Annotated in this window: 22 protein-coding genes and 1 pseudogene; 9 read left to right on the top strand and 14 right to left on the bottom strand. The window is 40.8% G+C overall.

What is annotated here, in order from left to right:
• Nucleotides 1–179 precede the first annotated feature (179 nt).
• Nucleotides 180–725, top strand: coding sequence for a glycosyl-4,4'-diaponeurosporenoate acyltransferase CrtO family protein (locus U3A58_RS15350; RefSeq protein ID WP_323824815.1), 546 nt, complete (start codon nucleotides 180–182; stop codon nucleotides 723–725).
• A gap of 997 nt (nucleotides 726–1,722) precedes the next feature.
• Here the strand turns inward: U3A58_RS15350 and U3A58_RS15345 are convergent.
• The 4 genes and pseudogenes from U3A58_RS15345 to U3A58_RS15330 all read right to left on the bottom strand — a co-directional run bounded on the left by U3A58_RS15345 (nucleotide 1,723) and on the right by U3A58_RS15330 (nucleotide 8,228).
• A pseudogene (locus U3A58_RS15345) lies at nucleotides 1,723–4,997 on the bottom strand (efflux RND transporter permease subunit).
• A gap of 32 nt (nucleotides 4,998–5,029) precedes the next feature.
• A complete protein-coding gene (locus U3A58_RS15340; RefSeq protein ID WP_323824813.1) occupies nucleotides 5,030–6,259 on the bottom strand; it encodes an efflux RND transporter periplasmic adaptor subunit in 1,230 nt (409 codons plus the stop codon).
• A gap of 26 nt (nucleotides 6,260–6,285) precedes the next feature.
• On the bottom strand, nucleotides 6,286–7,605 hold the full coding sequence (locus U3A58_RS15335) for a TolC family protein (RefSeq protein WP_323824811.1): 1,320 nt from the start codon (nucleotides 7,603–7,605) through the stop codon (nucleotides 6,286–6,288).
• 44 nt (nucleotides 7,606–7,649) lie between these two features.
• Nucleotides 7,650–8,228 (bottom strand): TetR/AcrR family transcriptional regulator, encoded by a 579-nt coding sequence (locus tag U3A58_RS15330; RefSeq protein ID WP_323824809.1) that lies wholly within the window; start codon nucleotides 8,226–8,228, stop codon nucleotides 7,650–7,652.
• 520 nt (nucleotides 8,229–8,748) lie between these two features.
• Here U3A58_RS15330 and U3A58_RS15325 point away from each other — a divergent pair.
• On the top strand, nucleotides 8,749–9,459 hold the full coding sequence (locus U3A58_RS15325; protein WP_323824807.1) for a CPBP family intramembrane glutamic endopeptidase: 711 nt from the start codon (nucleotides 8,749–8,751) through the stop codon (nucleotides 9,457–9,459).
• Between the two features lie 155 nt (nucleotides 9,460–9,614).
• Here U3A58_RS15325 and U3A58_RS15320 read toward each other — a convergent pair whose 3' ends face one another.
• Nucleotides 9,615–9,830, bottom strand: a complete 216-nt coding sequence (locus U3A58_RS15320) for a T9SS type A sorting domain-containing protein (protein ID WP_323824805.1) — start codon at nucleotides 9,828–9,830, stop codon at nucleotides 9,615–9,617.
• A 238-nt stretch (nucleotides 9,831–10,068) separates the two neighbouring features.
• On the opposite strand from U3A58_RS15320, the gene U3A58_RS15315 reads away from it, so the two are divergent.
• Nucleotides 10,069–10,371 (top strand): nucleotidyltransferase domain-containing protein, encoded by a 303-nt coding sequence (locus U3A58_RS15315; protein WP_323824803.1) that lies wholly within the window; start codon nucleotides 10,069–10,071, stop codon nucleotides 10,369–10,371.
• Nucleotides 10,361–10,696, top strand: a complete 336-nt coding sequence (locus U3A58_RS15310; protein WP_323824801.1) for a HepT-like ribonuclease domain-containing protein — start codon at nucleotides 10,361–10,363, stop codon at nucleotides 10,694–10,696. Before U3A58_RS15315 ends, U3A58_RS15310 begins: the two co-directional genes overlap by 11 nt.
• Before the next feature lie 75 nt (nucleotides 10,697–10,771).
• On the opposite strand, the gene U3A58_RS15305 is transcribed toward U3A58_RS15310, so the two are convergent.
• Together U3A58_RS15305 and U3A58_RS15300 are read right to left on the bottom strand one after the other, a co-directional pair.
• On the bottom strand, nucleotides 10,772–14,491 hold the full coding sequence (locus U3A58_RS15305; protein WP_323824799.1) for a T9SS type A sorting domain-containing protein: 3,720 nt from the start codon (nucleotides 14,489–14,491) through the stop codon (nucleotides 10,772–10,774).
• 123 nt (nucleotides 14,492–14,614) lie between these two features.
• Entirely contained in the window at nucleotides 14,615–15,709 is a 1,095-nt protein-coding gene (locus tag U3A58_RS15300; protein WP_323824797.1) for a DUF1573 domain-containing protein, read from the bottom strand.
• Nucleotides 15,710–15,779: 70 nt separating this feature from the next.
• Between U3A58_RS15300 and trpS the strand changes: the two genes are divergently transcribed.
• Complete coding sequence (trpS, locus tag U3A58_RS15295) at nucleotides 15,780–16,754, top strand: tryptophan--tRNA ligase (protein WP_323824795.1); 975 nt, start codon at nucleotides 15,780–15,782, stop codon at nucleotides 16,752–16,754.
• 335 nt (nucleotides 16,755–17,089) lie between these two features.
• Here trpS and U3A58_RS15290 read toward each other — a convergent pair whose 3' ends face one another.
• Complete coding sequence (locus tag U3A58_RS15290) at nucleotides 17,090–17,881, bottom strand: M48 family metallopeptidase (RefSeq protein WP_323824793.1); 792 nt, start codon at nucleotides 17,879–17,881, stop codon at nucleotides 17,090–17,092.
• 82 nt (nucleotides 17,882–17,963) lie between these two features.
• Here U3A58_RS15290 and U3A58_RS15285 point away from each other — a divergent pair, with 82 nt between their 5' ends.
• Nucleotides 17,964–18,470 carry a PaaI family thioesterase gene (locus tag U3A58_RS15285; RefSeq protein WP_323824791.1) on the top strand — a complete coding sequence of 169 codons (507 nt, stop codon included), beginning with the start codon at nucleotides 17,964–17,966 and terminating at the stop codon, nucleotides 18,468–18,470.
• Here the strand turns inward: U3A58_RS15285 and U3A58_RS15280 are convergent.
• On the bottom strand, nucleotides 18,467–19,198 hold the full coding sequence (locus U3A58_RS15280) for a carboxypeptidase-like regulatory domain-containing protein (RefSeq protein WP_323824788.1): 732 nt from the start codon (nucleotides 19,196–19,198) through the stop codon (nucleotides 18,467–18,469). The two genes, U3A58_RS15285 and U3A58_RS15280, sit on opposite strands and share 4 nt — an antisense overlap.
• Nucleotides 19,199–19,340: 142 nt before the next feature.
• Between U3A58_RS15280 and U3A58_RS15275 the strand changes: the two genes are divergently transcribed.
• On the top strand, nucleotides 19,341–20,219 hold the full coding sequence (locus U3A58_RS15275; protein WP_323824786.1) for a glutamate--tRNA ligase family protein: 879 nt from the start codon (nucleotides 19,341–19,343) through the stop codon (nucleotides 20,217–20,219).
• Nucleotides 20,220–20,326: 107 nt separating this feature from the next.
• Here the strand turns inward: U3A58_RS15275 and U3A58_RS15270 are convergent, their stop codons facing one another.
• The 5 genes from U3A58_RS15270 to U3A58_RS15250 all read right to left on the bottom strand — a co-directional run bounded on the left by U3A58_RS15270 (nucleotide 20,327) and on the right by U3A58_RS15250 (nucleotide 24,043).
• Nucleotides 20,327–21,823 (bottom strand): S10 family peptidase, encoded by a 1,497-nt coding sequence (locus U3A58_RS15270; RefSeq protein WP_323824784.1) that lies wholly within the window; start codon nucleotides 21,821–21,823, stop codon nucleotides 20,327–20,329.
• Between the two features lie 86 nt (nucleotides 21,824–21,909).
• Nucleotides 21,910–22,611, bottom strand: a complete 702-nt coding sequence (locus U3A58_RS15265; RefSeq protein WP_323824782.1) for a potassium channel family protein — start codon at nucleotides 22,609–22,611, stop codon at nucleotides 21,910–21,912.
• Entirely contained in the window at nucleotides 22,612–23,406 is a 795-nt protein-coding gene (locus U3A58_RS15260; protein WP_323824780.1) for a PhzF family phenazine biosynthesis protein, read from the bottom strand.
• Between the two features lie 2 nt (nucleotides 23,407–23,408).
• Nucleotides 23,409–23,924, bottom strand: a complete 516-nt coding sequence (locus tag U3A58_RS15255) for a DinB family protein (RefSeq protein ID WP_323824778.1) — start codon at nucleotides 23,922–23,924, stop codon at nucleotides 23,409–23,411.
• On the bottom strand, nucleotides 23,921–24,043 hold the full coding sequence (locus tag U3A58_RS15250; protein WP_323824777.1) for a hypothetical protein: 123 nt from the start codon (nucleotides 24,041–24,043) through the stop codon (nucleotides 23,921–23,923). The genes U3A58_RS15255 and U3A58_RS15250 overlap by 4 nt, the downstream gene beginning before the upstream one ends.
• 68 nt (nucleotides 24,044–24,111) lie before the next feature.
• Between U3A58_RS15250 and U3A58_RS15245 the strand changes: the two genes are divergently transcribed.
• Nucleotides 24,112–25,458 (top strand): M20/M25/M40 family metallo-hydrolase, encoded by a 1,347-nt coding sequence (locus U3A58_RS15245; RefSeq protein WP_323824775.1) that lies wholly within the window; start codon nucleotides 24,112–24,114, stop codon nucleotides 25,456–25,458.
• Nucleotides 25,459–25,556: 98 nt separating this feature from the next.
• The gene (locus tag U3A58_RS15240) at nucleotides 25,557–26,099 is read left to right on the top strand and encodes a ferritin (RefSeq protein WP_323824772.1); all 543 of its coding nucleotides are present in this window, start codon (nucleotides 25,557–25,559) and stop codon (nucleotides 26,097–26,099) included.
• Nucleotides 26,100–26,395 lie beyond the last annotated feature (296 nt).

Here is a 26,395-nt window from a genome sequence, read left to right as displayed (position 1 = left end):
AATCCAAACCCAAGAATTTTGACTGGCATTCAGGCAGTTTTCAAAGAGCGGCCTAAAATCAAGCGAAATAACCAACAAAAAGGCCTCAGTTTAAACCAAATGAAGGTTTTTAGACGAACTGACGTGGTGCGTCATCCTGAGACGACTAGCTAACAAAATAAGGAAGCAAAGATATAGCAATGAATAAATATTTAAGAGTCTGTTTCGTCTTAGTATTTGTTGTCATTACCGTGGCGGCGGTAGCTCTTTGGCAAGGTCTGCATTCTGTTCTGTTTGCGTGGGTATTAAACTTCATGCTAATGTTCGGTGTTTTATACATCACGGAAACCTTCAAACCAAGCTTAATATCGACTTATTACAATTCCAAAAAATGGGAAGCTGAAGGAAGGTTTTATAAATTGTTTTGGGTCGATGAGTTTAGAAAAATTTTAGTGTGGGTTGGCTGGGAGAAACTCAACAAAGCTTCAAATCCCGTAAATAAGAATTTGGACACTTTAAAACAATTGGAGTATAGAACCCGACAATCGGAAGTTGGACATTTAATTATTTTTTTTATCGTACTAATCTTCAATTTTGTCGTGGTGTTTAAATATGGAATCATACAGTCTCTATGGCTATTATTTCTAAATATAGTCCTGAATGTTTATCCAATTGGAGTTCAACGTTATAATCGGCCACGACTGCAAAAAATTATAAATCGAAATAAGGAGACAATTGGCTCATAAAAATGAAATGTAATTGGATATAAATAATATGGAGAATGACAATCGCAGAGTCGAGTAGGTAAAGAGAGGAATTCCAACCCTAAACCTCTCACAGAACCGTATCCCGATACGCTTTGCTATCGAGACAGGCAGTGAATCTCTCAATTCATACGGCTCTTATTATGCAGTCGGTTATAGTCCGTTATCTTAGACTAATTTGTATCCCAGTTTAATTGGTACCGACTTTGTCTGTTCTTTAAAAATCATCCTTAATCATTTAAGTTGTTCTTAAATTAAAACTGCATAATTGAAGCCCTTCGCTCCACACCCATTACAGGAATTTCATCGCTACTACGGCTTCATCCGCCACCTATATGCTCATCAGTAATCGACTCACAGGTACTGCCTGCTTGTGTTTTCCTTTTGGCATAGCATATAGGTTTCCTGTGATTCCACAATAAAGCCTGAATAGAAGTCATGCCCCGTTTATGACGGTTGCCGCATAGTCAATAATTAGGTGCCTTCTATACTTATCTCCGGCCTCTCGATATAGTCCAGATTTTGACAACGACTGGTCTTTTCGTCACTTCATCGGAAGGTTCGCTTTCGCGCATCTCTTCTATCCTTACCTGACTGTTTAAACAGCCTTTTCTTCTATCGCTTCACACATCCTTGTTACCGCAGATGCATCATAGAAGTGGTTTGGTGAGTTTCCCTGAAAACCCTCACCAAGGAGCCTACCCTCATCTTCATCATAGCTTACACAGCACACATCGAGTAAACCGATGTGAGCAACTCACCCACCATGGCTAAGACACCAAACACAACTTATCCATCCAGTTAAAAGAGCTGTTGACTAGGCTCAATACAACCTCCATCCAGCTTCTGGAGAAGCAGGACAACACTTATTTGTGTCCTCCGCGAAATCCTCAGCGGTCTCAGCGGTTAAAAAAAACACCCCCAGAAAGCAAAGAGCTTGATGGGGGCATTTCAATTATAACAAACTTTAATATCCTATTTAATGATTCTCGTGCTTACTTGGATCGTAATTGGCTTCCAACTCTGCCAAGCCCTTTTTACCATACGCTATCTTGGTGATCACCACATACAGCACCGGCACAAAGAAAATCGCCAAGAAGGTAGCTGCCAGCATCCCTCCGATCACCGTAAATCCAATAGTCTGTCTAGCCACAGCACCGGCACCATTGGAAATAGCCAAAGGAACCACACCAAGAATGAATGCAAGGGAAGTCATAATAATCGGACGAAGTCTCAACCTCACCGCTTCCAACGTCGCCTGAATCAGCGGCATGCCGACATCCACTCGCTCTTTTGCAAATTCCACAATCAGAATGGCGTTTTTCGCAGCCAAACCTATCAGCGTAATCAAACCAATCTGTGCATAGATATTATTATCCAACTTCGGTAAGAAATGAAGTGCGATAATCGCTCCAAATGCTCCCAAAGGCAAGGCTAATAAAACGGAGAATGGAACCGACCAGCTTTCATACAAGGCTGCCAAAAGAAGGGAAACCAGAACAATTGCCAAGGCAAAAATCAGGATAGTGCTACTTCCCGAGGAAAGCTCTTCTCTACTCAAGCCAGAGAAATCATAACCATAACCCGCAGGCAATACCTCTGCTGCCACTTCTTCCAAAGCTGCTAGCGCTTGCCCACTGCTGTAGCCAGGCGCTGCATTTCCATTGATTTCAGCAGAGCGGAACAAATTATAGTGAGAAATCACAGGAGCATTTTCTACTACTTCATAACTTATCAATGCACTCAATGGAACGGATTGTCCTGCATTGTTCATCACGTAATATTGCTTCAAATCATCAATTCCTGCCCGGTAAGCCGTATCAGCTTGAGCCACCACCCGGAAGTTTCGGCCATATCTGGTGAAGTCATTGACATAGGTACTACCCATGTAATTTGACATAGTCGTGAAGATCTCGGTTAGTGGAACACTTAATTTCTTAGCTTTTTCTCTGTCCACGGTGACATGGTATCCAGGAGTTTTGGCCGTAAAGAAACTATAAGCCATGGCAATTTCAGGGCGCTGATTTGCAGCAGCCAGGAATTGGCCCATTACTCCTTCAAATTCCTTGATATCTCCAGTGGCAGATCGCTGCTCCAGCATAAAACTGAAACCACCTGTACTACCCAAACCAGGAATCGCAGGCGGTGGAACCACCACAATATTCCCTTCGGTAATAGCTGCAAACTTCTGGTTCAAGGTCGCCAACATCCCACCAAGCTGGAGAGAAGGGTCTTTTCGATCATCCCAAGGATCCATCTGTACAAAGAAAGTAGCTGCATTTGGCTTAAAGGAGAAGTTAATCACGTTCAACCCACCGATTCCGGTTACATGATTGATCCCTTCTGTTTCTTCAAGAATACCATTCATTTCCTGCATTACCGCCTGCGTTCTATTACTAGCAGCTCCTTCAGGCAATTGAAGTGTCACGTACAGTCTTCCTTCATCCTCTGTAGGCAAGAAACCGGTAGGCTTAGTTTGGAACAAACCAAACGTACCTGCAAAAATACAGATGAGCAAAATCAACATCAGCGGAGCTCTTTTAATACTAGTTCTCACGCCATTGGTGTAGCTGGCAGCGGTACGCTCAAACCATATATTGAATTTGTAGAAGAACTTATTCAGCCCCTTTCCGTGCTCATTTACTTCAGATGGCTTCAGCAAAAGCACACACAAAGCCGGAGTTAAACTCAAGGCTACAAATGCTGAAATCAGTACTGAGATCGCAATCGTGATCGCAAACTGCTGGTACATTCTACCCACGATACCGGGAATAAATCCTACCGGAATAAATACCGCCGCCAAAATCAATGCAATCGCAATTACCGGTGCTGTGATATCCTTCATTGCAAGGCGAGTTGCTTCTTTCGCAGAAATCCTCTTGGAGTCTATGTAATGTTGCACAGCCTCAACTACCACGATGGCATCATCCACCACTATACCGATCGCCAATACAAAACCAAAAAGCGTCAATGTATTGATCGTAAACCCGAGTAAGGGGAAGAAAATAAAAGTACCGATGATGGACACAGGAATCGCAAGAACAGGAACTAAAGTCGCTCTCCAGCTCTGCAAGAATAGGAATACTACCACGATCACAAGAAGCAATGCCTCCACGAAGGTGTACATTACTTCATTGATCGAAACTTCCACAACGGATACTGATTCAAAGGGAACGGTATAATCCATATCCGTTGGGAAACTCTTTTTCAACTCATCCAAAGCCGCATATACCCCTTCGGCAGTTTCCAAAGCATTACTTCCCGGCGCTTGGTAAACCAGCAAAATCGCAGCTTCCTCACCATCCAAAGTAGAGTATCTACCGTAGTCAAATTGACCCAATTCGATTCTGGCTACATCTTTCAAATAAACCAGAGACCCATCCTGAGAATTTGTTCTTAAGACTATGTCTTCAAACTCCTCAGCTCTTTCCAGACGCCCATTTACAGTGATCGGATATTCAAATGCCTGAGTATCATATTGAGGCATACTACCCACCGTTCCTGCGGCTACTTGCAGGTTTTGCTCCTGGATAACAGCGGTTACTTCTCTCGCAGAGATACCGTATTGGGCTAATTTGTCCGGCTTGAGCCAAACTCTCATACTGAAATCCTGACCAATTGCAGTAATATCACCGACACCATTTACTCGGAGTAAGGCATCCTTGATGAAGATATTGGCATAGTTGGAAAGGAATTTTGAGTCATGAGATCCTTCCGGTGAAGTAATACTCAGCACCATCATAATAGATGGATTCCTCTTTCTCACCGTTACACCCAGCCTACGAACAGCCTCAGGGAGAGATGGCTCGGCAATAGACACCCTATTTTGCACATCCAATGTTGCGATGTTAATATCCGTCCCCACTTCAAAGGTGACGTTCATTTGCATCTGCCCAGTACTGGTATTATTCGAGGAAATATAAGCCATCCCCGGCGTACCGTTCACTTGGGTTTCTATTGGTGTAGCTACCGTCTGTTCCACCGTTTTTGCATCTGCACCCGTGTAATTGGCAGATACCGAAACTACCGGAGGTGTGATGTCAGGATACTGTGTAACGGGGAGATTTAAAATTGCTAAAACACCAACNTTGCATCTGCACCCGTGTAATTGGCAGATACCGAAACTACCGGAGGTGTGATGTCAGGATACTGTGTAACGGGGAGATTTAAAATTGCTAAAACACCAACCAGTACGATGACGATCGAAATCACCATTGCTGTCACTGGCCGTTTTATAAATACGTCTGATATCATAAATAATTAATCAAGTCTATTGAAAAAACGAGTTATTGAGCGGCTGTCTGCTCGGTAATCTGAGCTCCATCACGTAATCTCTGGATACCGGTCACGACAATTTTAGTCCCTTCTTGCACCCCACTTCTTACCACAATGTTCTGCCCGATTTGTGTCCCAAGAATTACATTTTGCTGCTTCACAGTATTGTCTTCCTGCACTACATATACAAAGTACTCACCCATCTGCTCAGTCACGGCTCGGTAGGGAATCACCACCTGCTCACCTATATCTTGATTGAGAACTTGAATGTTTACAGTCATTCCTGCAATTAAATCACGCTGTGGATTTGGGAATTGTACACGTAAATTAATAGTACCGGACTGTCTTCCTACAGCTCTGTCGATGGTGGTAAATGTGCCATTGTAAGGATATATACTTCCATCACTGAATTTGAGTCTAAACAATGAATCTGGCATATCTTCTGACTTCAGCATTTTATTGAATCGAGGAATCTCGCGCTCATTGATCACAAAATTCAAAGCCATTGGATCATTGGAAGAAAGTGTGTTTAGAAGCGGCTGGCCCGGAGAAACCTGTGATCCTATTCTGGCCTGAGAAATGCCTACCGTTCCGTCAAATGGCGCGTTAATCACTGAATACTGATAGTCCGTGTTAGCGGATTCAAGTTGAGCCTTCGCTGAACTCAGTTGAGCTTTGGCATCCAACACCGCACTTTCTGCATGATCCAATTGCTGCTTTGCGATGGCATCTTGCTCATCGAGTCTCTTATATCGATCGTAGTCTTTACTCAATCTGGCAAGATTAGCTTCAGCGCTTGCTACCATTGCCTGTGTTTGCTGCTGTGAAGCGGCATATTTGCTTCGGTCAATTTCATAGAGCTTCTGCCCTTTCTTTACTTCCTGGCCATCTTTAATATATATATTGGTAATATATCCACCTATTTGAGGACGAAGCTCTACCTCATTTAGAGGCACAAGTGTAGCTGGATATTCGTCAAGGCCTGTTACGGATTTTTTCACTAAAGTGTAAGTAGTGACCGTAGCGACTGGCGGAGCTTGCTGTTCAGCTTGCTGTTTTTGTCCGCAAGAAAACCCTGCTAAAACTAAGGCCGATAAAGCTAAAAGTTTGTATGATAATTTCATCTGATTGTTTTTTGTTTTTGAATAGTCATATAGCCTGTCCTGAACTTGATTCGGGAGAATCTCGCATCTGAAATAATCATCCCTATGTGTGACACTTAGAATCATGCTCGATTTCATTTGGTATATTTTTTTGCTTGATCTAATTAATTGATTGTGCCTAATGCTCTTTGAAGGTCAAGTTTGTCTTCCAAGACCTGATAAAATGCATTGATATGGTTTATTTGGGCAGTTTGGAGATCAGTTTCTGCTACGACTAATTCCACGTAAGCTTTGATTCCTTCATCGTATTGAAGTTTGATGATGTTATATACTTCTTCAGCCATCTCCATATTCTCTCTGATCAGTTGCCATTCATAGACACTACTGTTGTAATCTGCCAAAGCTGTTGAATATTCTGTTTTGATCTGATTGCTGAGATTTTCGATTTCAACATTTCCCCGCTCTACTTGAAGTTCTGCTGCTTTCACTCTATGAATCCGTTTACCTCCCTGGAAAATCGGAATAGATACATTTAGTCCCACAGCTGAAACTGGGTATGCTGTATTGTATAAGTTGGAGAACTCCTGACTGAAATAATTCCAGTTGTATCTGTAATAAGCTGACAACTGAGGCAGGTAATTCCATTTTTCATACCCAGTCTGGATTTCATTGAGCGTTTGCTGAGTTTGCAAAAGTTGATACTCTATGCGATTTTCAAGAACCAAAGGATCAGCCGCATTTTCGCCGATTTTGCCTTCCGCTCTTTGAGTATCAAACTCAATCGTAAAATCCAGACTATCCGGATAGCCCATCAATTGCTTTAGATAGTCATATTTAGCATCAAAAGAGTTTTCCACTCTATTTCGATCACTCTTCACATTGGTCAAAGCAATCGAAGCTCGCTGATAATCTGTCTTATCTACCAATCCAGATTCAAATCGGCTGTAAGCATCTTTATATTGCTTCTCCAGACGATCTAGATTCTGATCAAGAATCCGTATTTGTTCTTCGGACAATAGAATCGAGTAAAAAGCTTTGCTCACATCCACAACCGTATTTATCCTGGCATTTTTTAGTACCTGTTGAAGTTGCTGGCGATAAAACTTAGATGATTTCGAAGCGAAAAGTTGGTCTCGATTGAACAATGTCTGATCTGCCTGAAGCAGAATATTTGAATTGTAAGGCTGGCCAAAAGTAATCAGTTGATCACCGATGATCTGCTGCTGAAGTTTGATATTATATGCTCCCGCCGCAGAGGCAGTGATCTGAGGATACCAATCGGCCATATTTGATTTAATGTCCCTCTCCCCTATTTCCTGATCTATTTGTGCCTGCCTAATAATAGGGCTCCGGACTAGTGCATATTCGACCACCTCCTCTAAGGTCCATGTACCTTGGGACATTATGCTTTCTTCCTGACTATAGGCGGTTTTTGACAAAAGTAAAATACTCAAACCGGCCAACAGTAAACGTTTCTTGAACATGTATAGAATAATTAGTTGGTGTTTATTTAAAAAAGGTCTTTGGGTTAAGCTGTTCTGATCCCAGCCCAGATCAAGTGGGATATTTCTTCCAGATTCACATTAGTTCTGGCAAGTTTGTTTTTAAAATTCTTCTTGATCCTGACGACAGAAGTAATATTCGTATTGACTAAAATGGATAGAATTACGGGATGAGTCATTCGTATAGCTCCTTCTTCCATTCCGGACTGAAAAAACTTATAAGTCCACTCATGCCATACGTTAGGATTATTTTGGATTTCTTCAGAGTTAAATGGAGAATTTAAAAACTGATCATAGAACCCATGAATTGCGGGATTCTCTCTATAAAATTCGGATAAATTTTTCCAATAGGCAAAAAACCTCTCTTCGAATTTTAGTGTAACATCATCTCTTTCAGATATATAGGAAGTGATTCTTTCTGCTACATATTCATAGATCCCTACGATCAAATCATCCTTATTTTCAAAATAAGTATAGATTGTACCTGCAGCTACCCCGGCATTTTTTGCCACCTGACTCACTGGACAACCATGAAATCCATGCTCCTGTATCAAATCGAGCGCACTGTTGATGATACACTTCTTTTTATCTAATAAATGATCCATGGTAATATCGACTGAATGAACGTTCAATCACAATCCTTTCTCAAAAGTTCCACCTAAGAGGTAAAATATTTGGATTTTTTTTTTTTAGTGTAGTGAATGATTCTCAGGTACTCAAATGAGTAACCCTCTGGGAACAGTATCTACCAATCAACCTCAAAAATTATAGAATGGAAAATTTAATCACTAAATTTTTAAGAAACATAAAAAATCCCAGTTGCGAAAAGATATATTAATACCTTCCTCTTATCACATTCAAAGTTTCCATCTCTATTAAACATTTCTGATTTATTAGATAGCATTGGAGCTTATGAATACTTCGTGTTTAGCCCATTGGAGCAATCATCTTTTTGGTCTATATTCACATTTCAATACACACATTGCATATCGCTTGTAGGTAAGAAGTTAAAATAAAGATTTTCATGTTTAGCCAGGTTCGTTTCGAGCGAATAGTTAAGGGCTTCGAAAACCGCAGCATGCCATATTCGAGACCATTATCCCTAATGTTATAAACAATAAAAGAATGACACAACATTCAAAACTAAAATCTATTATTTATCACCTTTATCCAGGTATTCTGATCACTCTATTTTTTGGATTGACAACCCCATATTTTGTGACAATGGGTTTCCCACCACAACTTTCCATGTTGATAGCAATAGTGGTAATAGTAGTACCAATTATTTTATTTCATCTGAATAATGCCAAGAAAAAGGAAAATGTAGAACGCATATACGATTTGGTTGAATATAAAGAGACACTTCCTACTTATAAACTTATCTTATATACACTTGGACTAATTATTTTTGCATTTCTTGTCTATGGTTTAACACAACCTATAAATGAGATAATCACAGACAAATTTCTCTATTGGCTTCCTGATTGGTATAAGATCCGTGATTTTGCAGGATATTCAAAATCAATAATCATAGTAACGTTGATTGTGAATTTAATTCTCAATGGCTTATTAGCCCCATATTTAGAAGAGTTATATTTTAGAGGATATTTGTTGCCAAGAATGAAAACTTGGGGGAAATTTGCCCCCTTGATGAGTGCAATTCTATTCTCATTCTATCACTTTTGGCAGCCACAGATATATTTGACTTTAGTGATAGCATTATTCCCAATGACTTACTTAGTATGGAAAACAAAAAATTTGAAATTGGCAATATATACGCATTGCGGATTAAATATTGTGGGAGCCTTATTATCGTTTGGAATGATTAACCAGTGAAATATGGCTAATTTATTAGGTATTGGGGAATCTTCCCCTTAACCGTAAATGAACCTCTCGATTCATACGGCTTATCATGCAAGCGCTCAGCATAGTCATTGAGCTAGACTAATTTGCACCCTAACTCTCAATGATTGAACAAGGCTTCAATTATTTTACCGCTTTATCAACCTCCCAACAAACACTTTATTATCCGGACTTTCTATCATAATCAAATAAGTTCCGGCAGCAAGACGTCCTATTGCCAAGGTTACCGCCCTTGGACTCTGACGGATAACTTCCACGCTTGAACTGACTTCCTTGCCATTCGAATTGTAAATGCTCATGGAATTCTCAGCAAATTCCAAATCTCCCAAAGCTTGTATTTCCACTTTCTGAGGAAGCAGGATTGGGAAATTTTTAATTCTTCAGAATTTCGTAATAGAAAGTTTAGTGCTTCAAATCAGTTTCTTCATTAAGCCAATACAATGCAGCATGAAAACAATCAGAGTAACAGAAATTTTAAGTATCATTGGTAGATGAAATCGAGCATGACTGAAGCGACACACAGAGGGATGATTATCTACCATGCGAGATTCCATGTGACATTTAAAAAACAATTATAATCACATGAAAATAAATGACAAAAATATAAACCTCATCAAAAAGCTTTGCGAAAAATACAGAGTTCGCACATTTTCAGCATTTGGCTCAGTAACTCGCGATGATTTTAGTGATGATTCCGATATAGACTTTGTTGTGGATTTTGATGAAAATGACCCCTTCAAATACACCGATTTATACTTTGAGCTAAAAGAAAATCTTGAGGATTTACTAAAACGCCAAATTGATCTGATTGAAGAAAGGGGAATAAAAAATCGATTTTTTAAAAAAGAACTTGACGAAACAAAAGTTCTAATTTATGGACAATAAGATTAATGCTTGGCTGGAGGACATAAATAGATCTATCGATGAGATTTTCGATTTCCTTCCAAAAAAAAGGGATTTCTTCGAATATCAAGCTGACTTAAAAACGAAGAAAGCAGTCGAAAGAAATATCGAGATAATTGGAGAAGCCATAAATAGGATTTCTAAAAACAAGAGTATTCAAATTGAAATAAAAAACGCTCAGAAAATAATCGGAACAAGAAATAGGATCGCTCACGAATATGATAATATTTCGGATGAACTTATTTGGACTATTATTTTAAGAGAGTTGCCCAAGCTTAAAAAAGAAGTAGTTGGATTAATGAAGTAAGCATGTACTCACAAGGCCTAATTATATAAGCTATGATTTGGTCTTACCTCAAGAGTCTTTTGCTCCTGATACGCCTCACCGCTTAACCAACTTCCCAACAAACACTTTATTATCCGGACTTTCTGTCATAATCAAATAAGTTCCGGCAGCAAGACGTCCTATTGCCAAGGTTACCGCCCTCGGACTCTGACGGATAACTTCCACGCTGGAACTGACTTCCTTGCCATTCGAATTGTAAATGCTCATGGAATTCTCAGCAAATTCCAAATCTCCCAAAGCTTGTATTTCCACTTCTGAGGAAGCAGGATTTGGATAGATTTTCAATTCCTCAGAGACTAAAATTCCGGTATTGATAAGACCTGAAATGGTCATGGTCACGGCAGCAAGTCTAGTGGTGCAGCCAGCCTCATTGGTCAATTCCACAGTGAATTCACCCATTTGATTTACAGTCAGTTTTTGCTGGGTGCCACCAGCCAGTTTGTCTCCATTTCTAAACCATTGATAGGTGAAATTACCCTCAGGAGCTCTAAGTATATTTCCGTCCACGAGGATTTCTCCGCTAGGTTTAGCAAGTGATTCCACCACAAACTTCTCCGTTTCAAAATGACATCCGCCGGAATATCTGACAATAGCATGGTAACTACCTCCTTCTTTTATTTCTAGGGTTTTATTCGTAGCTCCGCTAATCTCGGCTCCGTTCATTCTCCATCTTACTACCTCAAAGGCAGCTTCAGATTTCAAAGTCAATGTTTGGTTTTCTCCGGAACAAATAGAGGTAGAGCCAGAAATAGTTACTGGCTTTGTATTACTAGATTTCAGAAGGACTTTCGCTAGTTTCTCGCTTACATTTCCTGCTTTATCTACTGCTCTAACTTCTATTGAGATTTCTTTTCCTAAATCCTCACAACCCACTGATTGTCTGCTGAGAGTCACTTCCTTGATGCCACAGTTATCAGCAAGAGAGGCTATAAAATCTTCTGGGTTCAATTCCACTTTTCCTATAGCCAAATCAACAATCACCTCGGCGTTTTTGGTGACAAGAACAGGATTAGAATTATCCCTGACGATCACCTCAATTACCTTTTCCTGAATTACTCCTTTTGAATCAGAAATTTTGACAATTACTGAAATTGATCCCAAATCTTCGCAGGAAAAAACCGTTTTGCTCAATACTACGGTGTACTCAGGACTAATCGGCCAATTCGTAAATACTTGCTCAGGTTTTAAGCTTGCCTTGCCGTCATCACCAAGTTCCAGCTCAACTCTATCCTTTACCACTGGCGTCTCAGCAGCATCTTCAAAGGTCACCTCTATTGCATTAGAAAAAACTGCACAGCCATTTATAGACTTAATCCTAGCTCTATAGACACCTGTAGCGTTAACTGTAAGTACTTTGTCGTTGCTAGTCGAAAGTTGCTCATCCCCCTTGTACCAGGCCTCTACCGTATAATCGAACTCGGAGCCCAATGTCAATTTCACTGTACTACCTTTCACCCCTTGGGTTGGGCCGCTTAGTGAGATCTTCTTACTTTCTGTGGTCTCTATCGTGAGATAGACAACTGCTTCCGTAGAATTTCCGGATTTATCTTTTACAAGGAGATTAACTTTTATTGGTCCCGTGTAATTTATATCATTGCACCCGAGGGCCTTTGGAGTCATTACTACCTCCAGGTCATCACCACAGTTATCACTCAGGCTTTGTATGAAAAACTCAGGTTTAAGTTCGAATTGTTTACTAATAACTATATCAACCACAGCCGTATAATTCTTCACCTGCACTTTTGGGGCGATTTTATCGAGAACTGAAACCTTCACTATTCCTGTCCACTTGACTTCCCCTGATTCAGAAACCTTTATTTCCACTTCCTTAATCCCCAAGTCGGCACAGCTATAGATCAAATCTCTGGAAAATTGGTACTCATATTCGGCCGAATATCCTGAAGTCAGATAGTGCGAAGCTTCCGTAGTCACTTTACCATTTTCATCAAGATAAAGGGTTAGGGTATCCTTAAACACGGGAGATGCGGAAGTTTTGCGTAAGGGGACTTTCAAATTGACCACATCTTTGTAAACCCTTCTTTCTACCTTCTGGAGATTATAATTTTGATCCACAACGGGAAAGGAATAAACAGGGGTAAAATTGATCAGAGCGAATTCCTGATCACCTTCCACGCTTCTTACCAAATTCACCTCCAAATGCCCATAATGCTTACCCCCATCTATCAAGACAGGATTTGCTCCGGATGTATTCCAGGCCTCTACCGAGCTCTGATCTGCTGACCATTTCCGATAGGGGTTGTAATCCAAGGTGTTATATGGATTGCCTAGCCAGTCTCTCTTCTCTCCTCTCAGACCATCTCCGGCCACGCCTACATCGTAATACATCACTCCTTTTCCGTCGCTATCCTCATCTACAAAACTTCTTTCGAACAATTCATCATGTCCTGAGAACACTGCAATAACGCCATACTCTTCAAGTATAGGATTCAGAATCCGCATAGGTGTCCCCACTTGTCCAATAGAAAGCTCATGATTCATAGGTACGCCATGCTCACCGGATGAAAAAGCAATATGATGGTATTGTACAAAGATCAATTGGCCATTTTCACTGGCATTTTTCAGATTTTCTTCCAGCCAAATATATTGATCACTGCCAGGGCCGAAACTGCTCAGATCATTTCCACCAGCCGCATTGTACTGAGCTTGGGTATAGTGCTCCTGTGTATCTGTGCCGGGTACAGTAAATTGTGTTCCAGTAAGTTTTGTTTGCCCATCAAAATCGGCAGCAGTCTGATCTGGGGTACCATTGCTGGAGTCTAGTGTCAAAATAGTCACTGGCCCATAATCAACTCTGTAATAACTCTGACGATGTTTTTGTAGCGGATCTTCTGTCGGTGTTTCAAAATATGCGTGGAAGCGCTTCCTCCCCAGAACCGGGACGAAATCACCTTTCTCATTTATACCGTATTCACCATTTATCCCGCCATAGGCTTCCCAATTTCCCAATGCCGGAATGATTGCATAACTAGACAATCCACTGCCACTTATGCCTGCATTTTGTCTAAAAAACTCATCCCAAGCTGGCTGATATCCTGCACCCTGCACCAAGTCGCCTGGCATGATTATAAAGTTAGGCTCACGTGATTTTATGATATTCAAGTTTTCAGCATAGCCTTTTTCCTCCGTCAAAAAATAGTTAGGAAGCTCAATCCCATGCTCGGTGGTAGTTCCAAACTTCTCTTTCCACAGCTCAGGAATTGTAGTAATCGGTCGAACTAATGGGCTTCCTGGATACCATGCCCTATTAGTCACTCTACCTCTGGGATCTGTTTCAGAATCTGCCAATGCTATAAATCTGATTTTCTCCCAGCTCGTTTTGGATGAAGGCATTGTGAAATCACCTGAATAGTTGACCCCGCCCACGGTGACAACATAATTCACTTTCGTATCAGCTGGTAAATCCACTGGATACCTATACCGAAACACCTGATCAGTTCCAATCCAACTCCCCTGTTCTAATCCTTCGAGAACCTGGCTTTTTTCCTTTTCAGTGTAATAAATCTCAGGAACAGATTCAGCCGCAATTGCACCCTCGTAGAGCACCGAACCGGTGGCACTAGTGAGCTTGATCGAACTTTCAGTTTGAGAATTACTGAACCAGGTCAGCTGAATCTTCCCTTTCCCATATGCCTGCAAGTACGGATAGATCCTAAATGGATTTACTTCTGTGGGTTTTAGTGATGCGAGAACCACACAAACCAGCATACTAACAATAAATAGTACTTGTTTTTTCATAATTAAACAAGGGAAGTAAATCAAACAAAGCTAAAAGATAAATACATGAAGTACAGACATTGAGCCACAAAACATCATTCTATTTGGCAGACGTGAAAAAATCACAATTGATCTCATCTTTAGCTATTCTACTCTACTCTTCAGCAAGAATAATTGAACTGGGTTTACCGGATCATTACTGAAAATGTAAATATTCCGCTGATCTATTCCTTGTCTGCCTCTTGGATCAAAGACTACTTTGAGCACAATGGATTCCCCCGGATTGAGAGTAGTTTTGGGTAGCTCAAGTTTCAAACACGCACAATTTCCCTGGATTTTTTTGATTTCCAGCACTTGCTTACCTCTGTTATTCAGCACCACATTTTCCACTTGGATTGCACTTGATTTGATGGTTCTCAAGTCTTTTTCCTTTGGATCAATTTCTAGCTGAGGTACTAGATTCAGGTTTTCCTTAGCAAATGGGGCATAATATTCAAATACATCTGCCATGACATCCAGATGAATGAATCTGGTGGTATCCTCCCAATTCAGAGAAATTTGATCCTGAAAATAGCCAAGATCATTTTTCATAGCACCATCATAAAGTATCTGAATCAATCCACGGTCCTTAGGCATGATCGAATCTGTAAGTTGATTCACTTGGATATATTCAGGTCCGGCATACAACAGACTATCTTTGTAAAAAGGCTCGTCACCAAAATTGTAAACTTCCACTTGCTTCAATTTTGGTTCGTTTGTAAATACCTCTCCAAAGTTGATTTTGGAAAGTCGAAAGCCCAATTCACCTTTTCGTGTTCGGTAAGTTCCTTCAGGATCATTCGCCCTTGGGATGGCATTTCCTTCAATATAAAGTGTATCCTGAACGCCAAATAAATTGCCCTTCACCACGATCATTCTGGAGAAAAAACCTGCACCGGAAGAGGGATCAAATGAAACCTGCAAAGTCCCACTTTCTCCTACTAGCAAAGTATCTTTGGTATAATCTACCGTCGTACATCCGCAATCCGTCCAGACTTTTTCTATATAAAAAAGGGAGTCTTGGGTATGGGTAAATTGAAATTCTGCTACCTGAGGTCCTTGCTCTTCCAAGATAGTACCCAAGTCCACCTTATTCACTGCCCAGATTAATTTAGGAGTGATAGTATCTTGAGCCAGTGTATGTTGAGCGAAAAAACATAGGAATAAGAGAGTATAAAGGGTCTTTTCTATTCTAATCATGTCCGCAATTAACGCATAATTTCAAACGTATTAACGGCTGATTTACTTAATTTGCACCAAAATCAGACTAATGGCAAGAGTACTTACAGGCATTCAAAGTAGCGGCAGGCCACACTTGGGGAACATCCTCGGCGCAATCGTCCCTGCTATTGAATTAATCAAACAGCACAAAGAAGAGTCCTTTATTTTTATTGCAGACATGCACTCCCTCACCACATCTAAAGATGGGGAACTGAGAAAGCAAAATACATTCGCGGTGGCTGCTGCATGGCTGGCTTTCGGACTTGACATCGAGCATACTACCTTCTATCGCCAATCCAGAAGGCCTGAAGTTGCGGAACTGACTTGGTACCTGAACTGCTTCACCCCTTTCCCTATGCTGGCAAATGCACACAGCTTCAAGGAAAAGGCCGAGCGTCTTTCTGATGTGAATGCCGGGCTATTCACCTATCCCGTATTGATGGCTTCGGATATTTTGCTGTATTCAGCCGATTTAGTTCCTGTAGGAAAAGACCAGATGCAGCATCTAGAGATGACACGTGATATTGCTTCTACTTTCAATAGAATCGTAGGTGAAGATATTTTGACTATACCAGAAGCTAGAATAGATGAAGTTGTAAAAACAATCCCAGGCACGGATGGTCAGAAGATGAGTAAGTCTTACAATAATTTCATTGATATTTTCCTTCCAGAGAAAGCGTTGAAGAAAAATATAAACAAAATCGTGACGGATAGTAAAGAACTGGAAGAGCCAAAAGATCCACATACAGACAATACATTTAAGCTATACAGCCTGATAGCTTCTGCCGAGCAAACTCAGCAAATGAGAGAAAAATATGAAGGTGGAAATTATGGGTATGGACATGCCAAAAAGGAATTTTTAGCTCTGATCCTGGATAAGTACCGTAAAGAGCGGGAGCTTTTTGACTTCTACATGAATCATCCGGAAGAAATCGAAATGAAACTAGCCGCAGGTGAAAAAAAAGCCAAAGTCGTGGGAGCTGAGATTTTGGAAAAAGTTAGGGTGAAGTTGGGGTTTAAGTAAGTGTTTAACCTTTGAGGTGTCACCCTGAGCGAAGCCTAAAGGTCTCCTCGAAGGTTTTGATTCCTAGGCTCTTCGGGATTTGCTATCCTTACGCCTTATCAAAGAATTGGTAATCCTAAAAAATGGCTCCGTCACCATAAACGGAGTCATTTTCATTGTATCCATTTTGGAATATTCAGAGGCATGTGAAATATTTCAAAAAACCTTTGCTTATTTCTTAGAATCATCTTCTAGCTCAATAGGTGATTTACTTCACCGAATGTCAAGACATACTTAAACCTATAAAAAAGCGGACTAGCAAATTGTCCGCCTTTTTAGATAGTTACATTATTTACCTACTTCTTGTAATAAGTCATTGCCTCAGGCATTAGTTTATTCAATTTGTCTATTCTAGTCTGAGATGCAGGGTGAGTAGAAAGAAACTCTGGGGGTGCTGCGCCATTATCATTCTCCAGCATTCTCTGCCAGAAGATCGGTGCTTCACGGGGATCATATCCTGCGATAGCCATAAAAGTCAATCCCATTTCATCTGCTTCCAATTCATGCTTTCTGGAAAATTTTAGCATTCCCAATTCACCACTGATACCTACAGATTGAAGTAAAATCTGCTGGGTCAACGTCGGGTTTTGACCTACCGCTGAAGATAATGCACTAACACCTAAATTAGCAATCATACCATTTGACATACGCTCAGCCGAGTGTGAGGCTACTGCATGAGCGATCTCATGTCCCATGACAACCGCTATTCCAGATTCTGTCTGTGTCAATGGCATGATACCGGTATAGAAGGCAACTTTTCCACCGGGCATGCACCATGCGTTCACATCATCGCTCTGCAATAAATTAAATTCCCAATCAAAGGAATTTGCCAATTCCTGATACCCTTGAGAAATCAGATAGCTCTCCACTGCCTTTGCCATACGATTCCCCACCTTGAGAACTTTCTGCCCGTCTGCAGTATTCGTCACAACCTTTCCTTCTTGAAGAACCTTATCGTATTGTTCATCCACCAAAGGTTGGATTTCCTCATTGGATACCAAAGCCAGTTGGTTTCTTCCAGTAAGTGGAACTGTAGCACAGGAATAGAGTATTAGTCCAGCGCAAAACAAAATTGCTATCTTTTTCATGTTGGTTGTTTTTTGATCATTCGTTCCAAATTAAATACCAGAAAGCATTTTTCACTAGTTTAAGATTTCAATTAGAACACATATGAACAGGAATGAAACCCAAAAGGCTTTAAAGCCAGGAGCTTTGGCTTACCAAAAAAAAATGAGCAACCCGATCTACTTTTGGGTTGGCATGTTGATCAAACTCCCTTCGGCTGTTTTTTGGGGCATTAAAATCAAAAATCTGGATGCTGAAAAATGTGTGGTAAGCATCCCCTATTCTTGGAGAACACAGAATCCATTTAAGTCTATTTATTTTGCTGCACTGGCTGGAGCAGCAGAACTAAGCACTGGCGCATTATGTCAGTTAGGAATAAGTGATCTGGGAAAATATTCCATGCTGGTCGTTGATTTCAGAGCTGAATATTTTAAAAAAGCCAATCAGACCATCACATTTACCTGCGAACAGGGACAAGAATTAGTTAGCCTTCTTGCGTCATTAAATCCTCAGGACACTGATAAACTGACTATGATTTCCAGCGGGAAAAACCCGCAGGGTGAAGAAGTTGCTCGTTTCTATGTGACTTGGTCTTTCAAGAGAAAAACCTAATTAAGCCATCGCCTTTCTCTATCAATAAACTCACTTAGCGTGGTAAACACACGTTCCTCACTCCAATCTAAAAATTCGTGATAGGCATTCCCCTCATTGAATCGAATAATCATTCTATCCCAATCTGAACGCTGCAGCTGGTATTTCACCATCAGATTCTGACGGACTGAATCTGATTCAATCACAGCGTAATATCCTGCCCTCCTGCGCATCCATTCTTGTTTTTTCTGGTATTCACGCTCTAACCTTGCTCTTTTGGTGAGAGAGGACAATACCCCGGCTATCGCCACTCCTCCATTTGGGGAATCCAGATAGCCAGCACTAATTCCGCCTTTCTTCGACGGTGCTTTTTCCTCATCTGGATCAATTAATACAAGTTTACCATCTTTGAATCGAAACGCGTACGGCTCAGACTTCACCTCAAACGTGGGCAAGAGCCTGGCTCTATCCTGAATCTGAACCATGATAAAAGTCTCTTCGCCGAGTGGTATCTTCTGCTCAATAAAACCCGGAAAAGATATTCGCAGCGTGTCTCCTATCGCTCCCTTGACAGAAAAGTAACCTCGGATATTGGTGATGTCGGTACTTTCTGAGCCCAGTACTTCTACATTAACTCCTTCCAAATAGGTTTTATCCGTGGCGTCAAGCACGTTTCCCGAATAAGACCTCTGAGCCAGTAGAGCTGGGAGAAATGCAAAATATAAAATGACCAGGAACCTAAATTTCATAAAGTCCAAAAATAAGCAGGCTTTTCGCAGCGATTAAATTTCAGCAAGTTAAAGAAGCTTAATAGCCCAAATTTATATTTCTATCCTGTCTGGTTAGACGATACGTAACTTTTAATCACTCAAATCTATTTAATTTCGCCCAATGGATTTTAAGCTTACACGATTTGCCCCTACTCCCAGTGGTTTTTTGCACCTGGGAAATCTCTACGCTTTCTTAGTCACAAAAGTGCTTGCCGAGAAGACTGGCGCTAAGATTCTATTAAGAATCGACGACTTAGATCGGGATCGATACAGAACTGACTATGTGCAGGACATTTTCGATACGCTGGACTTTATGGAAATCAGCTATGATCAAGGACCAAAAAACGTGCAGGAATTCGAACAAGAATGGTCTCAGATACATAGAATGGACAGTTATTTGGAGGCATTAGCGCAAATTAGGGAGGAAAAATTAGTCTTCGCCTGTGATTGCACCCGCAAGAAAATCCAACAATTGGATTCATCTGGCTATTATTTGGGGCATTGCCAAGTCAGAGACATTCCGCTGGAAAGAAATGAAACATGCTGGCGCATGGATACTTTTGACTCCGATTTTATCAAAATCAAAACCTACTCAGAAGGCCAGAAATCCTATACACTTCCTGAAGACTCAGCCTTTTTTATAGTTAGAAAAAAAGACAAGCTTCCAGCGTATCAACTGACCTCTCTGGTAGATGATGTGCGATATGGGGTAGATCTGATCGTAAGGGGAAATGATTTACTGGGATCAACATTGGATCAACAAATCCTAGCAAATGCACTTGACCTCAACTCCTTCCAGCAAGCCACATTCCATCATCATACCCTTTTGAAAGGTCCGAAAAACAAAAAGCTATCGAAGTCTGAAGGCACAACATCAATTCAATTCCTCAGAAAAGAAGGAAAGAAACCTGCGGATGTATATCGAATTTTGGGTGAGATGATCGAAGCAAAAGAGGTGTTGAAAAATTTTGAATCCTTCAAAACGCATCTGGCTCTGTAAAAGGCAATTTTTATAAGAAAGTAAAGCCATAGAATTTTCTCTGGCTTTCTATTTCTTTAATCTCGTCTCTAGATTCTTAACACTTGCCACTATTTACTTATTGCTTATTAATTATACTTCGCTGGCATATCAGGGGCGACCATAGAATTCTTGATAAACTCACGGATATCCTCATTGGAAGTTTCCAAATCCTCAGCTCTCAAGTACATCATGTGACCGCTTCTATAGCCTTTCCAAGAAATCCTATCTGCCATCCTACCGGCAGCATCGATTTGCCATAGGTTGTACTTTGCATTGAAGAAATCTGTCCCCCCATCGTAATATCCCGACTGCACCATCAAATGTAAGTAGGGATTTTGACGCATGGCATCTCCCAAATCGTAACCTGTGCTCTCATTAGAGCGGTTCCATGGATGTACTGGGCCGAAAAGATTATAGGTCAGATCCGTTTTGAAATTCAGATTCTCTCTCACGTAAATCTGAAATGAAGGAGCAAAAGCATGATTCCAGGAAGATAAAGCTGGATCAAAATCAGGTCTAGAACCAGTACCGGCATTGTCAAAGCCTTTGTATCTACTATCCAATCTACCGATTGTCATCCCCTTATCTCTAAGCAATTCTTTCCAAAAGAAGCTAGTAGGAATCAATAGATTATGCTCTAGTACCACTTCTTTGCTAAGCCCTGAATACAGTGCATATTTTGTTGCAATCGCGTCTCGCTCTGCTGTGGACAAGGTTCCACCTTTCACTACAGCTGGAATCAATTCGTTGATAGTGAAAGCTTCCACTTCCGGCAAGAAATCATCCAAATCCTGATTTTGTAAAGGTGTCTCCAACGCTTTGTGATACCAGGCTGTTGCCGCATAATATGGCAGGTAATTCGAAGTATGGATAGGTGCACCACGCTCTATTCCCAATTCGGTCGGAGAAACCATAATGACACCATTAAAATACATCCAGTGTGAGTTTTGGAGTTGTGCCACCAAACCTGCCACACGGGTAGTTCCATAACTTTCTCCGATCAGATACTTTGGTGAAGCCCAACGATTTTGGCGGGTCACGAAGGTATTCACCCAATCTGCCAGATATCTGATATCGGAGTTTATTCCGAAAAAAGTAGATCGATCGACTTCTTCATCTACAATACGGGAATAGCCCGTATTCACCGGATCTATGTAAACAATGTCTGCCACATCTAGGATGGAATAGGGATTTGACTTGGTCCCATAAGGCTGAAGAGGGTAACCTTCCTCGTCAATTTTCAACACCACCGGGCCGGTATAGGCAATGTGCATCCAGATAGACGCTGAACCTGGACCACCATTGAAAGAAATAACCAAAGGACGGATAGTCTTGTCAGAAATATCTGTCCGCTCATAGTAGGTGTAGAACAAAGAAGCTATTGGCTTTCCTTTTTCATTCCAGACTGGCTGAGTGCCAGCGGTAGCTTTATAAGGCACTTTCTTGCCTTTAATGGTAGTTTCATGTGTAGTCACTACAGCAGATTCTATTTCTATTTGTCTTTCAATACTTGGCCTTTCTGTCTGGGCAAAAAGTGAACCTACGGTAAAGAATATTAATAAACTAAAAGTTAACTCTCTCATAAAGTATAGGGGTATAATTAATCGATTTTGAAACTACAAATTGTAAATAGAAACTAGAAAAAAATTACACAGATGGGGTCAATTCTTTAGACTTTGCTGGCGGAAACTAGCCTGGCTATCACGACTGCCGGATAAAGAATCCCTATTGTGGACAGAAAAACAGACAGCATCTTAGCCATGACCTGAATGGGGTATAAATCACCAAATCCAACAGTAGTAAGTGATACTAGGCTGAAATATATATACAGGGCAAAATCCTTATCTATTCCGCCCAGTTCTATGTCCCCTCCTATACCTGACTCTGTGGTCAAATAGATGATTTCGAAGAGAAAGGCACCCAAAATCGCCACAAGTAAGTAAACATTGATAGCTCCAATCACCCTGTAAATGTTCACTTCAGAATTTCTAAATAACAGCCTAATATTCAGAAATATAAATACCAACATATTCAACACACCGACTATACGCTCTGCCAGGTAAAACTCAAAATCGTAAGTAGAAAAACGTAGAAATCTAAGTCCCAGCTGAGTCATGAAAAGCACCGTGGTCAACACCACCAAAGCTTTAAACCGGGAAGACCAAATTCCGGTAAAAAACAAAAATAGAAAGACGGTATTGACAAAAAGCGCATGCACATGACCATATTCAATCAAAATAGGCAGTGCAAAAACTGTAAATAGTAAGATCAAGAGCAACACTCCAAAACTTGCATCTGTCAACCAATATTCTGTAAAGGAATTGAATGCATGTTTTACCTGCCTACCTTTTTTATTTACGAATCGATTCATTTAAAATTCCAGTTCACCTGAGAAAACTTTGACGGCTTGCCCTTTGATAAGTACACGATCTTCTCTTTTCTCTAAATACAGCTCGCCTCCCCGTTTACTTGCCTGATAGGCTTTGAGCCTACTTTGACCTGATCTTTGAAACCAATAGTCCATCAAAGCGCAATGTGCAAAGCCAGTAACAGGATCCTCATCTATCCCCACTTTTGGCCCAAAGAAACGACTATAAATATCAAATGTCCCCTTCCCTACAGCTGTAATAATTATTCCTTCCTCGCTGTGCTTTTTCACTAGGGAAAAGTCTGGATCACAGGACTCAACTGCACTAGCATCCTCCAACTCAACTATCCAATTCTTCTTCAATTTGGCTGAATTAATAATTTTAGCCCCAAAGAAATCACCATCGAAAAATGGATGTCTTTCCAAAACAGTAGGAATCAAGGGAAAATCCATTTCAATCCACTCACCATCACTTTTCACTACTAGCTCTCCACTTCTTGTTTGGAATCGGATCGTTTCATTTGGTTTCGCCCATCCTGACTTTACCATCCAAAAAGCAGAAGCCAGTGTAGCATGTCCACAAAGATCAATTTCAACAGTCGGAGTAAACCAACGCAAGCTAAAAGCATCCGGTTCTGAAGTTCTCTTTACATAGGCAGTTTCACTGAGATTCATTTCCATTGCAATGGTTTGCATCTGCACTTGAGTAAGCTCCTGATCCAATAAGCAAACAGCTGCTGGGTTTCCGGAAAATACCTTATTCGTAAATGCATCTACGGTAGTTATAGCTAGTTTCATGGTTAGTAACGCTCTTTAAGAATATTCAAATGATGGGTAAAATGACCTGGAATAATCCAAAATAAAGCTCTTGGAGTAATGGGATTTCCATTTGCAATTCCCACCAAATCCAGCGATTCCTCAGGCAATATCCTAATCATGGTGAGCAATGCTTGACGCTGAATTTTAAAGTCTTCTAGCAAATATTCGATAGGGACTTGTCCAAATCTCGCATTCAGCACATAGGGATCCTGGTCAAAACCCGGCAAAGCCGATTTTTCTCCCCTAGCGAAGCATAGCGCTCTAAAAGTCATGATCCTTTCGGTATCTATCACATGCCCAAGGACTTCTTTTGGCGTCCATTTTCCTTCTGCATAGGCCTTCTCAGCCCATTCAGGCTCTTTCTCACGATATAGACTGACAAGCGGGTCTACTTGCTTTAACAGCTGCTCCTCATAGTTGCTTCCAGAAACTAGTTGAAGATAGGTGGAGAAAAAAGGCGAATAATCACCTTTTTTCGGTTGGTATAGGGTTTTCATGTGTTTATATTTTGTTTTTTATAGGTCATAACCTGTCCCTTGACTAAGGAAACGGGATGGAATCTCGCATGGTAGATAATCATCCCAATGTGTGACGCTTGCGTCATGCTCGATTTCATCTAAAAATACTTGGGTAAGAATTTTAATGAGATAAATTTAAGTCATAAGTATAAACCACCTCAATATCATGAACAAAAAATTACTCATTGTCTTTATTACGCTTTCCAGTCACATGGCTATTTCACAAACTATCATTATCAGAAACCCAGAAATAGCTCAAATGATAGCTGAGATATCCTCTGATTCTCTGGAACATCATGTGCGAACTTTGGCATCCTTCACATCCCGACATACCTTAAGTACAAATGAGGAAAATGGCATGCCCGCCGCTCAGCAATATGTGCTTACTAAGTTCAGCCATTTTGCGAAGCAATCCGGAGGTAGAATGACTGCGGAAATAGAAAAATTTACCATCCCAGCAGATAATCGCAGAATAACAGCCGATTCACCAGGGGCTAATGTGATAGCAACACTCAAAGGCACCAATCCAGCTGACAATAGAATATTCATTATTTCAGCCCATATGGATTCCCGAAATAAGGATGTGATGGATGCTGAAGGAAGTGCGCCTGGCGCAAATGACGATGGAAGCGGAACCGCTGCCGTCATCGAATTAGCTCGTATTATGGTCTCCCATGAGTTCTCAGCCACCATTCTATTTGTAGCATTTACTGGTGAGGAGCAAGGATTGAAAGGCGCTACCTACCTAGCTGACAAAGCAAAAACAGAAGAATGGAATCTCGCTGCTGTCTTGAATAACGATATTGTCGGAAACAGTAGTTCGTCAGAAACGCTGATCAAAGACAATCTGAAAATGCGTGTTTTTTCAGAAACCATTCCTACTGCTGAAACTGAACAAGAAGGTAACATCCGTCGCTACACCAATGCTGATAATGACAGTAAATCCAGGCAATTGGCGAGATATATTAAGGAACAAGGAGAACGCTATGTAGATCAATTTGAGGTGAAATTGATTTACCGATCGGATAGATTTCTGAGGGGTGGAGATCAAACCTCCTTTGCGAGAAATGGTTTTATTGCGGTGAGGATGTCCGAAATGAATGAAAACTTCATCCATCAGCACGAAAATGTTCGTGTAGAGGATGGGATTCACTATGGTGACCTACCGGAATTCATGGACTTTGAATATTTGAGAAAAGTATCCGCCGTGAATCTAGCCTCCCTAGCGAGTTTAGCTAATTCGCCGGATCAGCCCCAGGAAGCCAAAATAGACGTACGTGGTTTAAGTAATAAGTCAACTTTACTTTGGAAAGCACCTGCGATGGGCAAAGCAAAAGGCTATTATGTGCTGATGAGAGAAACTTCATCTGCCATGTGGGAGCGTAAGTTTTGGACTACTGAGACCACACTTACTTTACCTTACTCCAAGGACAATTACTTCTTCGCAGTACAATCAGTATCAGAATCAGGAGCCGAAAGCCTCCCTGTTTTCCCTACGCCACTTTCCAGATGATCACAGTTCTTAATTAAATCAATTACAAATACAATAAAATGAACGCTTAGTGGAACCTCATTGATTATATTTAGTTAACTATTTGAAAAACTAAAATTATGAAAGCTAAAGAAATCGTAACGCTACAGCGTTCATTACTTATCGATACAGAGAAATTACTGAATAAGCAGGTAGAAATGGAGGGGACCTCCTCTGCTTACTATTTGTCAATGGCTTCTTGGTGTCATATGATGGGCTATGAAAATGCCTCCAAATACCTCTATACCCATGCAGACGAAGAGCGAATGCATATGATGAAGTTATTTCAGTATATCAATGAAGCTGGAGGACATGCCATACAGCCAGAAATCACCGGGATTAGACATAATTTCAATTCTTTAAGAGAAATTTTCGAATTGATCCTAGAGCATGAAATCAACGTGACCAAGTCAATCAATAACATTGTAGATCACGCATTCACCAAGAAGGACTTTGCTACTTTCAGTTTTATGCAATGGTATGTCACTGAACAGAGAGAAGAAGAAACTATGTCCAGAAGAGCTCTTGAGCTATTCGATATTATTGGGGAAGAAGGAGTTGGCCTTTGGACCATTGATCAGGAGCTGGGCAAGCTACATGCAGCTGCCCATCCTCAGGCATAAATTCAAAGCGGCTGTCTCAAAACTTAAATCAACAAGCTGAGATTTGAGTATTTGGAATTTATCTCAGGTACCTACCTACCCGTACAAATTAGAGGCTGTCCCTACTTATGAGACAGCCTCTTTTTTTATGTATGTATATTTTAACCAAAGTGGACACCGCGCTTTTCGCAAAAAACATAGATCCGTGATAATTGTCAGGCTGAGCATCCGCCTCCCGGAGGGCAGGTAGTCCAAGTCCCATTTTCGAAGTACGCTTTTGTGCCCACCTCTCCGTAAGGCAAGACGTCTTAATTCAT

The organism is Algoriphagus persicinus (genome assembly GCF_035156415.1).
GTDB lineage: Bacteria > Bacteroidota > Bacteroidia > Cytophagales > Cyclobacteriaceae > Algoriphagus > Algoriphagus persicinus.
The sequence above is the reverse complement of the archived record's forward strand: the minus strand, read 5'-3'. Positions and strand labels throughout refer to the sequence as shown.